This window comes from Kocuria marina, assembly GCF_000786655.1.
GTDB lineage: Bacteria > Actinomycetota > Actinomycetes > Actinomycetales > Micrococcaceae > Kocuria > Kocuria marina_A.
Map to the genome: position 1 here is coordinate 450,479 of NZ_JROM01000016.1, position 13,523 is coordinate 464,001.

A 13,523-nucleotide genomic window follows, 5' to 3' on the forward strand; every position below is an offset into this window, starting at 1 on the left:
TTCGGCTCTGGATCCGGGTGGTGCGCCAGGTGGTTGAAGATCTACGTCAATACTACATCTAGTGTCGTGTGCCGGAACAGGACCCAACATGATGTGGTCGTGTGATCCACAGGGGGATGTCGTCTTTTCCCCGGGTTGTCCACAGGGACCGCGTCCGGGAGCCCTGAGAACACGCGGTTCTCGCGGGGCCCATGTGGACAAGACGGGCGGGAGAAGTCACGAAAAATTTTTTTGCACAGCGTGTCTCACGCGCCGCGCAGCACGTCCTCAAGGGAGCGGGGCGGGTGCCCGGTGAGCATCTGGACGTCGTTCGTGACGCGCGAGAGCTCCCCCGAGGCGATCGCCGTGTACGTGGAGAGCCAGCCCTCCATCTGCCACGGCTCGGGGTCGTAGCCAGCGCGGGACGCCCGGGCCTGCTCGAGGGTCTCGGGCTCGTAGCGGTGGTCCTGCCCCGTCACACGGGTCATGATCCGCGCCATTTCGTCCAGGGTGAGCGCACTGGGACCGGTCAGGGTGTAGGCCGCGCGCTCGTGCCCTCGCGGATCCAGCAGCACCGCGAGCGCGGCGTCGACGACGTCGGCGCGGGCCACCGCCGCGACCCGCCCGTCCCCGGCGGGCCCGCGCAGGACGCGGTCGGCACTGACGAAGTCCGGGAAGACGTCCAGGTAGAAGTTGTCCCGCAGGAAGGTGTACTCGAGACCGGCGCGCTCGATGGCCTGCTCCGTGGCGTAGTGGGTGCGGGCGAACGTGAAGGTCGCGTCCGGTGCGGGTGCGGCGAAGGACGTATAGACCACCCGGCGCACGCCCGCGCGGGACAGGGCTTCGACCATGGCCAGTTGCTGTTGCTCACGGTCCGCCGATTCGGACGCGGACACCAGGAACACAGTGTCCAGTCCCGCCATCGACTCCGCGGCCCCGTCCGGGTCGGCGAAGTCCATGGTGGCGGCGTCGAGCAGGCCGTTCGCTGCGGCCACGTGGGACGCGACCCGGTGCGGGGAACGCACGAGCAGCCGGTGGGCGACGCCGCGTTCTTCGAGCCGGCGTGAGACGGCCCCGCCGATGCGTCCCGTGGCGCCGGTGATACCGAAGGTCGTGTGTGCCATGGTTCCTCCGTTCGGGGGTGCATCCGACAATGTGCTCGGGGCGGGTCGACGGGCGCCTGGATCGGGGCGCCCCCGTGGCCCGCGCGGGTTCAGAGCAACCCGGCGTCCTTCAGCTGATCCGAGATGGAGGCGCCGTCGTTGGCCTCGATCCACAGCGTGCCCTCCGGAACGGTCACGTGATGGCCCTCCGAGGCGCGGGTGCCCGCGGCCAGGACGGCCTCGGTGGGTGAGAGGTTGCGGATCACGATGGCGGCCACCGAGTCCGGGTGACGCTGCGCGAAGCCCGAGTAGATCTGCGGATCGTGCTGACCGTCGTCGCCGATCAGGATCCACCGCACGTGGGGGAAGTTGCGCGCCAGACGCTGCAGGTTCTGCACCTTGTGCTGGGAACCGGAGCGGAACCAGCGCTCCGTGGTGGGCCCCCAGTCGGTGAGCAGCAGCGCTCCGGCGGGGTACGCGTTGCGCGTGAGGAACCGACGCAGGGTGGGCGCCACGTTCCACGCCCCCGTGGAGAGATAGAGGAAGGGTGCGTGCGGATGGCTGCGGCGCAGCCGGTCCATCATGGTGGACATCCCCGGCGTGGGGATGCGCGCGTGCTCGTTGGCCACGAACGAGTTCCAGGCCGCGAGCATGGGGCGGGGCAGGGCGGTGACCATCACGGTGTCGTCCACGTCGCACACGACCCCCAGGTGCTGCTCGTCCGAGACCACGGTGACCTTGGCCTCCGTGACCTCCGAGCCCTCGGCCTGCATGTAGATGGTGTGCACCCCGGGGGTCATGGAGACCTTGAGGTCCACGTCGATCACGCCGCCCTTGTCCGCCACGAGGTGGAACTCGTGCTCGCCCAACCACACGTTGACGTGGGCGAACGCGAAGGGCACGGACGTGAAGGAACGCCACCCGCGGATCGACTCCGCGGCGTCGTCAATGTCCTCGATCAGCGAGCGCGTCTTGAGGAGCACGCGGCCCAGGGCCCGCACGTAGCGGGGGCTGCCGTAGCCGTCGAAGGCGAGCATGGTGGGGATGTCCCCGCGCTGCACGGCCCGTCCCTGACGCCATCGCTGCAGCTTCTGGTCGAAGCGGTACGCGATGTTGATCGCCTCTTCCGTGACCTGGTCCACGGTCTGCAGCAGATCTGCTCCGCCGCTGTTTTTCGCCATGCCTCCCAGTTTTGCACAGCACTCCCGGCCCACGACGTCGCGGCGTACCGTGCCGCGCACGACGGCGCGCGGCGTCGTGGGCCCGGGGACGCGACGTCGAACCCCGGGCAGGGCGACGGGCCCCGGGCGCGAGGACGCACCCGGGGCCCGGTCCCGGTGCCCGCGACTCAGCCGCGCACGTAGTGCGGGAAGCGCTCGGGGCGGTCGATGGGCTGGGTCTCGGGGCTCATGTCGATCCCGAGGTCCTTGGCGAAGACCAGGCGCGTGCGGGTGTAGACGCGCTTGGTGCGCTCGTCGAGCTCGAACACGCGGGCACCGCGCAGGGTGTGCTCGTCACGGGTGCCATCGTTGAGCCCGTAGGTCCCGAAACCCGTGCCGGGGCCGTAGCCCAGCTCGACCCCGAAGTAGTTGCCCATGTAGGTGTTGATGTGGTCGTGGCCGCAGTACAGGCCCAGGACGTCCCCGCGTTCCAGGACCGCGGCGTAGATCCCCGAGTTGACCATGCCCGTGTAGACGTTCTCGTGCTTCTCCCCCACGATCCCGTGACGCTTCACGGCGGCCGCGTGCCCGGCCTCGTCCGAGGTGAACTGCTGACCGAACCACATGTGGTGGTGCTCCCACGTGGGGATGTGGAAGTACATGAGCCCCGGGATCTTCTTCCCGTAACGGCGCTCGGTCTCCACCGAGAGGTCGGTGTACCAGCGGATCTGCTGGGGACGGATCCAGTCGTAGCCCATGAGACCCTCACGGTCCTGCCCGCCGGGGCGTTCCTCCGCGTACCGGCCGGAGTCCAGCAACCACACGGCGAACGCCGGGGCGTGGCCGCGGGACCCGCGGATCAACAGCTGGGCGTTGGACGAGCCGAAGACCTTCTGGTCGTCCCCGGGGTTGAGGTTGTGCTTGTACTGGCGCACGAACTCGACCAGCTGCGGTTCACGCATCCCGGTGCCGTGCTCCTCGGTGGAGTCCTCGTCGTGGTTGCCGAATGTCACCGCCCACTTGATGCCCCGGGACTCCATGGGCAGCACCACGTTGTTCACGGCCTGCTTGACCTCGCGGTCGGTGCGCGGGGAACCGTCGATCACGTCCCCGTTGATCAGCACGAACTGGGGCTTCTCCCGGTCCAGCACCTTGTTCATGAGCTCGATGGTGCGCCGGTCGGTGCGCGGGCCGTCCTGGGTGTCGTTGAACTGGACGATCTTGAACGTGCCGTTGCGCCCGAAGGAGAGGGGCATCCGGCCGTGACCGTGCCCGTGCTGGGTCACGAGCGCCGGTGCCGCGTGGGCGGTCGACGGCGCGGCGGCGAGCACACCGGCGGCCGCGATGGCGCTGCCGCCGGTGATCAGGTTCCGGCGCGAGGGACGTGATGTGTTCTCGGTCATGTCGTGCTCCTGGTGCGAAGGGTTCCGACCGCTGCGGGCGGAGGGGGTCCGGCTACTACGGGCGGTGGGGATCCGACCGCGACGGGCGGTGGATGAGTCACACGCTAGGGTCACCGCGTTACGGCCACGTGGCGCCCCGGTGTCCCGTGGGGCACGAGCCGCGCGCCGGTTATTCACCTTCTGACCTGGGGTTTCACCTCCGTTCTGGTGCGGGGGTGCGCACCGGCGACGGCGCTGTCCCCCTGGGGGGCGCGGCCCCGGGAGGTGCCGGGCCGTTCGGGGCCGTGGCCGCGGCGTCGTCCGGGGCCCTCGGCGGACTCCGGTCGCGGCGGACGGGACGGTGTGGGCCGCGAACCCAGCAGGGACCGGGGATCCGGAAGGGTCTCCGGGCGGGAGAGGTCCCACGCCTGAGCCGCCTGGATCCCTATCCCCCGCGGGCCCGTGCGGCGCGTGTGACCGTGGACCAGCAGCAGCGTGGGGGCGAACAGCACCTCACCGGAGGCGGCCTGGGCCTCGTCGAAGAACGTGCAGTCCACGGCCCCGGAGCCGTCGTCCAGGGAGATGAAGACCACGCGTTTGCCGCTGCGCATGGGCGGGGTCATGGTGGAGACCCGCACGCCAGCTACGATCACCTCGGTGCCGTTGCGCAACCCCAACAGGTCCTCGGCGCGGGTGGCCCCGTAGGAACGCATGAGCTCACCGTGCGAGTCCATGAGGTGGGCGCTGACCTCGATGCGCATGGTGTCCATCTCCGCTTTGACCCGCTCCCCCGTGCTCGGTTCAGGCAGCCGCGCCGGAAGGGCGGCCAGGTCCACGTCCCCGAGGGGCAGGGCCAGCTGCCCCTCCCCGGGCTGCGCACGGGCCGAGGTCCCGCGCCCGGTCGCGGGCCGATCCGCCTGTTCCCGCAGGAAGTGGACCATGTCCGTGTGGGAGGCCCGCGTCTCGGCGCGGTGCAACAGGGAGTCCAGGGCGCCCGCCTCCGCGAGCCGTTGCAGCGTGCGCCGGGTGGGCCGGGCGCGCACCCGCAGTTCGGCGAGCGTGCTGTAGGGCTGGGCGGCCACGAGACGTTCGATCTCCGCGGCGCTGATCCCCGTGATGGAACCCAGGGACATCCGGATCCCCCACGCACCGTCCTGGGTGTGGGGGATCCCCCGGTCCAGGTCCCCCGAGACCACGGTCCCTGGCCGCGGCGTGACCGACTCCACCCGGTGGTGGTCCGTGCTGCGGTTGACGTCCGGGCCCAGCACGGGGATCCCCATGCGGCGGGCCTCCCCCACGAGCAGGCGGGCGGGGTACATCCCGGGGTCATGTTCCCACACCCCGGCCATGAACGCCTCCGGGTGATGGGTCTTCAACCACGCCGACTGATAGGTGGGCACCGCGAAGGCCACCGCGTGGGCCTTGCAGAAACCGAAACTGCCGAACGCGTGCAGGATCCCCCACACCGTGTCGATCACGTCCGGGGCGTAGCCTTGAGCGCGGGCGCCGTCGCGGAAAGCGGTTTCCACGGGCTCCTCCGAGGCGGAGCCGAGCAGTCGCCGCCAGATGTCCGCGCGGGCCAGACCGCACCCGGTCATCCGGTCCATGATGCGCATGATCTGTTCGTGGTAGACGGCCACCCCGCGGGTCTCGGCGAGGATCTCCTGGAGGTCCGGGTGGGGGTAGGTGGGGGTGGACCAGCCGTGGCGGGCGTTGAGGTAGGGCCGGACCATGGCGGCCTGCATGGGCCCGGGGCGGAACAGGGAGATGTCCACGACGAGGTCGTTGAACTCCTCCGGTCCCATGGTCCCGATCAGTTCCCGCTGCCCGGGGGACTCGATCTGGAAGCACCCCAGGGTGTGGGTGGAGCTGATCAGCCGGAAGGTGTCGGGGTCGTCCCGGGGCATGGTGTCGAGGCTGGGCGGGGGTTCGTGGGGTCGCAACCGGGTGATCTCCTCCACGGCGTGGGCCAGGGTGGACTGCATGCGCACGCCCAGGATGTCGAGTTTGATCAGCCCCATGGGGTCCATGTCGTGCTTGTCGTACTGGGACATGGGCAGCCCGATCCCGCTGGCCTGCACGGGGGTGCGCTGCAACAGGGTGGTGTCGGAGAGGATCACCCCGCACGGATGCATGGAGATGTGCCGGGGTAGTCTGTCGAGGCGTTCAGTGAGATCCACGAGCAGGTCCAACTGCCGGTTGCTGCGCAGCCGCTCCGCGAGCGGGGCGAGTTCGGGCCGGCGTGCGATCTCCTCCCGCAGGGTGCCCCCGGGCACGCGCCACAACTGGGTGGCCACGTGGTCCACCTCCTGGGCCTCGAGCCCCAGTGCCAGTCCGGCGTCCCGCACGGCTCCGCGGGAGCGGTAGGCGTTCTGCATGCTCATGAGCGTGACGCGGCGGGGGCCGAAGCGTTCGAAGATCCGGTGGTAGACGGCGTGGCGTTGCGCGCTCTCCATGTCGATGTCGATGTCCGGCAGGCTGGGGCGCAGCGGGGAGAGGAAGCGTTCGAAGACGAGGTCGTACTCGAGCGGATCCGCCGGTGAGATCCCCAACAGGTGGACCACCAGGGACGAGACCCCGGAGCCGCGGGCGGCGTGACGCACACCCATGCCGCTCATCAGTTCCGAGACCTCCCCCACGGTCAGGAAGTACCCGGCGAAGCCGAGCTGGGCGATCACCGCGAGTTCCCGTTCCAACCGTCCGCGCAGGGACTCCCGGTTGAGTCCGGGCACGGTGCGGTCCCAGTCCTCGCCGGCATGCAACCGGGCGAGTCCCGCGTAGCAACGCTGGGCCAGTTCCCGGTCCGGGTCACCGCTCACCCCGATCACCGAGGCCTCCGGAATCACCGGACGGTCCACCCCGAGATCCCCCTCCGGATCCAGACGGCAGCGCTGGGCCAGGTGGTGGGTGTCCGCGAGCAGCGCGCCGTGTCCCGCCTGACCGTGGTCCGCGGCGAGGGCGATCTCCCGGGCCAGCAGACTCATCTCGTCACCGTCCTTGAGCCAGCCCTGCCCGTTGGGTTGCAGCACACCGCGATCCGCCCCGGCCAGTTCGTCGAGGGACATCAATGTCCGGGCGGCGTCCAGGACGTCCGCGGTCACGGCCTGCCCCGGGTGGGCGTAGCGCACGGCGTTGCTGAGCACCACGGGCAGCTGCGCCTGCCGCCCGATCTGGAACATCCGCACCGCGTGCCCCATGCTCAGGGGTACACCCTGGGGCGCCAGGTGGGTCACCGTCTCCACCACGAGGGTCCCCGCGGGCAGCGCGTGACGCCATCGGTTCAGCGCAGTGCGCGCCGCGTGGTAGTGCCGTCCCACGAGCAGCCGACCCACGTCCGAGTCCGGGCCGAGCAGCACCACGAGCCCGGGATCACCGTGGCGCGCCGCACGATGCACGTGCCGCGCCAACTGCTCCGCGCTGAGTCCGATGGGATGGGCCGCGTGCCGGTCATGAGCCCGGTGGGCGGCGGAGACCACCCGGCACAGGGCCGCGTACCCGGCTCCCCCGTTGCGTCCCGTGGCCAGGACCACCACCCGGCCGATCACCACGGGTGCCGCCGGACGACGTCGCTGTCCGGCCGCCCGATTCTGCCCGGCCACCCGGCCCTGCGCGCCTCCCGCGCCGGCGCGCGGGGTCCGCAGCAGGGCGATGTCCACACCCAGGACGGGAGCGAGACCGTGCGCGCGGCATGCCAGCACGTGTTTGACGGCCCCGTAGAGGCCGTCCCGGTCCGTGCACGCGAGGACCTGTGCTCCCTGGGATGCGGCCGCCCGGGCGAGTTCTTCCGGACGCGCCACACCGTAGTGCGCACTGAAGGCCGAGGCCACGTGAAGATGGGGGAACCACATGCCCATATTCGAAACTTTATTCGAACTTCTGTCAATCGCGGACGGCTCCGCGGGCGACATGAAGTGACACGGAAGGACTCCGCACAGCGACCACGGGCGGTCTCATGCGGCGCTGACACGGAGCACCCGCCACTGATCGGTGAACTGGTTCCGGACCAGCTCGAAGGTGCGTGCGATAACCACCCCGGGCCGGACGACCTGCACCCGCCACCGCTCCTGATCCACCGCGCTCGTGCGGCTCTCACGCGGCACGCGGACCTCCACATCCCACCAATTCCGGCGTTCGTACCAGCGAACGACGGGCTGCAGGACGCGATGCTCCTCACCGCGGTACGTCACCACACACGGCGTCCCGGTGATGTCACACACCACCGCGAGATCATCGAGGGCGGGGTCCGTGGAGCCGCCCACCAGCCCCGTGGGACGCTCCACCGGCATGCCCGCACCGATCACCGGAACCGCGTCCCACGGGTCCTCGTACTGCCCGGTCTCCGTCATCTCCAGCACCGTCATGGTGGCTTAGCCTCCCCGATTATTCGAAACTTTATTCGACTACTGAGACGGTGCCAAGATCGTCCGACACGCATAAGCGACCGACGCCACAGCGGTGTCGGTCACCGGAGAGATGCCCGCACACGGGCGTGGGTGAGATCTTTGAGAAGGCTGGGCTGACGGTGCTGGCCATGGACAAGGACTTCGACTTGATTGCCGCGGTCACAGGCCAGCCGGTGGAAACCCTCACGCTGCGATGACAGAACACGCGTGAGGCGATTATCGGCCCTCCCGGTCGGTGATTCTCTGCGCCGTGACCGGGGAAATACCGCGGGCCCGCCGCCCTGGGCGACGCCCCGGACCCGCCGACCATGCCACCGGCATCTCATGCATACTGCCGCGAGCGCATCAGCAGCACCGCGAGCACGGGGCTGAGGCAGCACGCCGCCAGGAACAAGGCCGCTCCCCACGTGCTGCCGCCGGCCGCGGAGATCAGTGCCACCGCGATCAGCGGACTGAAACCCGCCACGATCGCACCGTTGGTCTCGCGCGCCAACGCGATACCGCTGAAGCGCTCCGCCGTGGGGAACAGGCCGGCCAGGAGCGCGCCCTGGGAGCCGGAGGTGCACGCGATCACCAGTCCGTACCCCACGGCGGTCGCGACGCTCGCGAGCACCAGATCCCCCGAGGACAGCGCCCAGAACAGCGGAAACGCCCCCACGGCGCCGATGCTCACGGCCAGCAACGCGGAGCCCCTGCTCATCCCGACCTCGGGGGACGTCATGAACGACAGCGAGAACGCGGCCCGGATGAACACCGCGAGCGCGAAGAGCACCACCGACACCAGGAAGGGGATGCGCCAGGCCCACGTGAGCAGAGCGTCGTCGCCCAGGGATGCGGCCCACAGGAAGGCGACGCACGCGAGCACGATGCCGGCGGGCGGCGCGGAGAGCACGAACGAGGTGTAGAGCCCGCGGCGTTTGGGCGACGCCCCGGAGTCCATCCCCGCGAAGAACAGCGGCCGATGCTGAGCCCGGCCGCGGTGCCGTACAACGCGTAGTCGTACCACTCGATAACCGTTCCCGCGATCGCCGCGAAAAGCACCCTGCCAGCGCCGGGGCGCGCTGCCGTGTCCGTCGTCGTCCGCTGGCGCATGAGCTCACACTACGACGCCGCTCGGGCACCGTTCGGACGTTGCACACCCGGACGAAGCGCCCGGAGATGATGCCCTGGAGCAGTTCCGGGGCATGGTGTCCGTGCCCCTTTCGGGAGCGCCGGCATTGTCCGCCAGCACCCCTGTGTTCCACGACACATAGCGGTTAGATTGGCTCCATGACGACATCCGTCGGCACAGCCGACACCACCGCCCTGTTCATGCTCCACGGATGCCTCCGCTCCACCCCCGGGAACGGACACGCGCTCGCGGGCATCCTGGCCGAGAACGACGCCGCCGAGCCCATGCCCGGTTGCCGCCTCTACCTCGTGGCCACCGATCCCGAGGATCCTGATGCCGTGTGGGTCACCGAGGTCTGGGACACCGAGGAGGACCATCAAGCGTCCCTCCAGATCCCGGCCGTCCAGGAGCGGATCCAGCGGGCCTTACCGATCATCGACCGTGAAGGCATGACCAGCCACCGGCTGCAAGCCGTGGCGGGCATCCCGCGCTGACCCGGCGCCTCCATCACATCGTCAACCCACCACTCACCGAGATCGCCTGGCCCGTGATGTAGGCCGTCCCCGGGCAGAGCAGGAAGTGGATCGTGGCCGCGACCTCCTCGGGGGTGCCGAGCCTGCGCGCGGGGATGCCCCGCGTCATCCCGAAGAAGACCTTCCCCGTGAGGCCCTGGGCGTCCGCGAGCTCGCGGTACATCGCGGTGTCCGTGGGACCCGGGCACACGGCGTTGACCGTCATGGGTACCACGGCGTTCTCGCGCGCCACGGAGCGCACCATGCCCAGCACACCCGCCCGCGCGGCCGACGACACCGCGTCCCCGAACGAGCCCGCCTTGGCACTGTCCGACGACACCACGACCAAGCTCGCCCGCCGACCCGCGGCTCCCGCCGCACGCAGATGCGGCAGGACATGGCGAGCCACAGTGAGCACCCCGAGCAGCTCCGCGGTCACGATCTCGCGGGTCCACTCCTCAGTGGCCTCGTGCAGCGGCTCGGCGATGGCCGCTCCGATGCCCTGTCCGATGCCGGTCACGATCGCCGCCCGTGCGGTGGTTTCGGTGGTGTGCTCGTTCATGGGAAATCCTCCTGGTCGTGCTGTCGATCCCGGTCAGGGTGTGTACCCGCGTCCGGCCGATTCGCGGGAAATGATGAGCTCCATGACCTGGGTGAATCCCGCGCCCCCGGGGCCGATCAGGTGCTCGCGCGGGACCAGGACGTCCTCGCAGCGCATCAGGCCGCGGCTCACCGCCTTGGTGCCGTTGATGACCCAACCGTCGTCAGTGCGCCGGGCCGTCATCCTCGGGTTGCCGGCGTCCGAGCCCGCGTTGAAGTCACCGCGGGCGATCTCCTCCACGATCAGTACGAACCCACCTTGGGCCCGGACTGACCGAAGCGCGCGGTGCTCGAGGCGATCGTGAGATCGCACGGCACGTGCAGCACGTGCCCGCCACCGATCGCGAGTCCGTTGACCGCCGCGATCACGGGCTTGAGGCCGGCCCTCGGGCGCGACGGCGCTCGGGCGCCACTGCGGCGGCCAGGACCAGGCGGGGCTGGCCCCGGACGTAGGAATCGAACGTGTGCCGCCGCTCGAAGTACCACGACTTCAGCGTCCCACCCGTGAGCCAGCAGGACCAGGTCGTACGCAAGCAGTTCGACGTCCAGCTCCACGAACGCACCGCTGCGCACGGCCTCCTGGATGGCCTCGACCAGGGGTCGGAGCGATTCCACCTCCCGGGACCCGTTCGGTGAGTTCGTCCAGCACCGCACCGGCCGCACGCAGCAGCTGGTTCCGGCGGGCCTCCTTGCGGGCACGACGGGCCGCGCCCTCCGGGGCGAGGGCCGAGGTGTCGGTAAGTGAATCAGTATTCATCACGAATAAATCTGGATCCACTTCATGGCGCGTCAAGGGTCGGAAGATGAAACCGTGCCCGGTCACCGAGCGATCGCGGCGACCACCTCAGCGGGCGATCGCCGCAAACACCGCCCCGGTGAGCTCGGCCAGATCCCGCGGGGCCAGGCCCACGTCCTGCCCGCGTCGGCCACCGGAGACGTACATCCGGTCCAACCGCCGAGCGCCGTCGTCGATCACCGTGGGCAAGCGGGTGCGCTGACCCAGAGGGCTCACTCCGCCGAGCACGTAGCCAGTCAGTCGCTGGACCTCCCCGGGATCCGCCAACCGGGCCTTCTTGGCACCCAGCGCGACGGCCACCGCTTTCAGGTCCGCACTCTGCGCCACAGGCACCACGCACACCCCAAAGCCATCGTGATCCGTCTGCACCACCAGGGTCTTGAACACACACTGCGGCGGCAGCCCCAGCGCCTCGGCCGCTTCGCGCCCGTAGGCCGTGACGCGGGGATCGTGCTCGTAACCCATGGCCTCGAATTGCACGCCAGCGCGCTCGAGGGCGAGTGTGGCGGGCGTGGCCGATGCTCGTTGTGTCTTCTTCCCCACGGGTTCCTCCCATGCCGCGTCCGTCATGCACCCGGGTCACTTCCCGGATTGCGGGGGAGCACACCCAGACGGGTTCGGTACTGTGGGACCACGTCCACACCACGGAAGGGCCGGTGCCCCGCACCTCGAGTCTAGGTCCTCCCGCAGCGCGGACGAGAAGTCCCCCCCACCGCAGCCTCTCCCCCGGACGCCTCGCAGTAAGACGCCCACTCGCAGCACCCCGGACCCGCACCGGAGCACCCGCCGCAACGCCCCACAGGGCCGCCCGGTGGAACAGCCCGGCACGTACCGAGCGAGCGTCGCCCACGCGCGGCACCGGCGGCAGTCGGCACACCCAGGATTCAGGAGGTCCGGGAAGTTGGCTACGACCCCACCCCCCGCCACGGCCCTCGCCCAGTGGTTCTCCGGCCCGTTCACCCCGCAACGGCGCCTCGTCGTCTTCCCCCACGCCGGCGCTGGGGCACTGTCCGGCCGCGATCTGCAGGCCGCGGACACCGAGGTGCTCACCCACCGCCGTCCAGGCCGGGAATCACGTATGGCCGAACCCGCTGTCGTGGACGTCCCGGAGCTCGTCGCGGAAGCGCTTGCGGCGCTGCTGCCGATCCTCGACGCGGACGAGCGGCCCACGGTCGCGCTCGGTCACTCCTTCGGTGCGCTGCTCGCCGCCGAGTTCACCGCGGCCCTGGACCGCGAGCGCCCGGGTCGGCTCGAGCGCACGGTACTCTCCGCCAAGGCCGCGCCCCCGGATCGCGATCCGCACCTCGCGTCGATCCTCGAGGACGACGCCGCTCTGGCCGCTTGGTTGCTCGAGCTCGGGGGCACCCCCGAGGAGCTGCTCACGGACCCTGGTCTGCGTGAGCTCGTCCTGGCCCCGTTGCGCGCGGATCTTCGGGCGTCGTTGAGCTACGACGCCGCCCCGCCAGACCTCGCCACGCCCCTGCTGCTCGTCCACGCACAGGAGGACCGCACGGCGTCGGCGGAGTCCATGGCGGGGTGGACGAGCACCGGGGGCACTGCCACACTCACGATCCCCGGGGGCCATCACGGGCTGTTCGATCACGCACGCGAGCTGCACGACGCGTTGCGGTCCGCTGTCGACGGCACGACGGGTGGCGCCCGATGAGCGCGCACGCGGTCGCGCACCGCCAGCCCGTGTGGGCAGCACAACGACGCCGCGTGCCCGGTGCGCCGGCGGATCTCACGCTGCACGTCCTGCACCTCGAGGACGTCTCGTCCTGGGCGTTCTCCGCCGTGGACTGCCTCACGGAAGACGAACTGTCCCGGGCGTGTGCGCTGCAGGACTCCCACACCCGTGAACTGTTCGTGGTCTCACGCGTCGCTCTGCGCCACGTTCTGGCCCACCGACTCGGGTGCGCCGCCCACGAGGTCCCGATCAGTCACGACCCTCGCACCGGGGCGCCCCACGAGGTGCACGGTCGCGCGGCGGCCGTGTCCGGATCCCGCGGTGACGCCGGTCCCGAGCTCGCGGCGTCCTCCGCGCTGGGTCACGTGCGCCCCGTCCGGTTCTCGGTCTCGCGCACGGCCGGGGTCATCGCCCTCGTCACGGCCCAGCGTGCCGTGGGTGTGGACGTGGAACGCCTGCAGTCCGAGGTGGAGGCGAACGTGCTGCTCGACGTCCTGCACCCCGCGGACCGTGCCCGACTCTCCCGCGTGCGCGGGCGACGTCGTGCCGTGGCCGTGACCCGCACGTGGGTGCGCGTGGAAGCGCTCGTGAAGGGCTGGCGGACGGGCCTGTCCCGCGACCCCGCAAGCATCCACGTGGGATCGGCCGCGCGCGCGGACTACGGCCGCGGGTGGAGCGTGAGCGACGTGCGCACCACGGCGCGGGAGAACGCGCGCCTGGCCGTGGCATGGCGAACGGACCCCGCCCCGCAGGGCTGAGGTCCGTTCGCTCGTCATCCGCCCCGCGGGGC

Annotated in this window: 13 protein-coding genes; 3 read left to right on the forward strand and 10 right to left on the reverse strand. The window is 70.4% G+C overall.

All coding sequences use genetic code 11. From position 1 onward, the window contains the following. Positions 1-245: 245 nt before the first annotated feature. From AS25_RS04665 to AS25_RS04690, 6 genes are all read right to left on the reverse strand, one after another. On the reverse strand, positions 246-1,103 hold the full coding sequence (locus AS25_RS04665; protein WP_035962146.1) for an SDR family oxidoreductase: 858 nt from the start codon (positions 1,101-1,103) through the stop codon (positions 246-248). Between the two features lie 89 nt (positions 1,104-1,192). Beyond that, positions 1,193-2,263: an App1 family protein phosphatidate phosphatase gene (locus AS25_RS04670; protein ID WP_035962148.1), complete on the reverse strand. Its 1,071-nt coding sequence runs from the start codon at positions 2,261-2,263 to the stop codon at positions 1,193-1,195. Positions 2,264-2,430: 167 nt separating this feature from the next. After that, positions 2,431-3,645, reverse strand: coding sequence for a metallophosphoesterase family protein (locus tag AS25_RS04675; protein ID WP_035962150.1), 1,215 nt, complete (start codon positions 3,643-3,645; stop codon positions 2,431-2,433). 173 nt (positions 3,646-3,818) lie between these two features. Then, complete coding sequence (locus tag AS25_RS04680) at positions 3,819-7,472, reverse strand: DNA polymerase III subunit alpha (protein ID WP_084118012.1); 3,654 nt, start codon at positions 7,470-7,472, stop codon at positions 3,819-3,821. A 102-nt stretch (positions 7,473-7,574) separates the two neighbouring features. Then, complete coding sequence (locus AS25_RS04685; RefSeq protein WP_052160696.1) at positions 7,575-7,985, reverse strand: hypothetical protein; 411 nt, start codon at positions 7,983-7,985, stop codon at positions 7,575-7,577. Between the two features lie 364 nt (positions 7,986-8,349). After that, complete coding sequence (locus tag AS25_RS04690) at positions 8,350-9,033, reverse strand: MFS transporter (RefSeq protein WP_253270472.1); 684 nt, start codon at positions 9,031-9,033, stop codon at positions 8,350-8,352. A gap of 263 nt (positions 9,034-9,296) precedes the next feature. On the opposite strand from AS25_RS04690, the gene AS25_RS04695 reads away from it, so the two are divergent. Next, positions 9,297-9,632 carry a putative quinol monooxygenase gene (locus AS25_RS04695; RefSeq protein ID WP_206051984.1) on the forward strand — a complete coding sequence of 112 codons (336 nt, stop codon included), beginning with the start codon at positions 9,297-9,299 and terminating at the stop codon, positions 9,630-9,632. A gap of 13 nt (positions 9,633-9,645) precedes the next feature. Here the strand turns inward: AS25_RS04695 and AS25_RS04700 are convergent, their stop codons facing one another. The 4 genes from AS25_RS04700 to ybaK all read right to left on the reverse strand — a co-directional run bounded on the left by AS25_RS04700 (position 9,646) and on the right by ybaK (position 11,616). Beyond that, on the reverse strand, positions 9,646-10,212 hold the full coding sequence (locus AS25_RS04700; RefSeq protein WP_052160698.1) for an SDR family NAD(P)-dependent oxidoreductase: 567 nt from the start codon (positions 10,210-10,212) through the stop codon (positions 9,646-9,648). A 33-nt stretch (positions 10,213-10,245) separates the two neighbouring features. Then, positions 10,246-10,491 carry a hypothetical protein gene (locus tag AS25_RS04705; protein ID WP_035962152.1) on the reverse strand — a complete coding sequence of 82 codons (246 nt, stop codon included), beginning with the start codon at positions 10,489-10,491 and terminating at the stop codon, positions 10,246-10,248. A gap of 2 nt (positions 10,492-10,493) precedes the next feature. Further along, complete coding sequence (locus tag AS25_RS15610) at positions 10,494-10,865, reverse strand: enoyl-CoA hydratase-related protein (protein ID WP_437123705.1); 372 nt, start codon at positions 10,863-10,865, stop codon at positions 10,494-10,496. Between the two features lie 229 nt (positions 10,866-11,094). Beyond that, on the reverse strand, positions 11,095-11,616 hold the full coding sequence (gene ybaK / locus AS25_RS04710; protein ID WP_052160699.1) for a Cys-tRNA(Pro) deacylase: 522 nt from the start codon (positions 11,614-11,616) through the stop codon (positions 11,095-11,097). Positions 11,617-11,947: 331 nt separating this feature from the next. Between ybaK and AS25_RS04715 the strand changes: the two genes are divergently transcribed. Together AS25_RS04715 and AS25_RS04720 are read left to right on the forward strand one after the other, a co-directional pair. Further along, on the forward strand, positions 11,948-12,712 hold the full coding sequence (locus tag AS25_RS04715; RefSeq protein ID WP_035962154.1) for a thioesterase II family protein: 765 nt from the start codon (positions 11,948-11,950) through the stop codon (positions 12,710-12,712). After that, positions 12,709-13,491: a 4'-phosphopantetheinyl transferase family protein gene (locus tag AS25_RS04720; RefSeq protein ID WP_035962156.1), complete on the forward strand. Its 783-nt coding sequence runs from the start codon at positions 12,709-12,711 to the stop codon at positions 13,489-13,491. Before AS25_RS04715 ends, AS25_RS04720 begins: the two co-directional genes overlap by 4 nt. Positions 13,492-13,523: the final 32 nt, after the last annotated feature.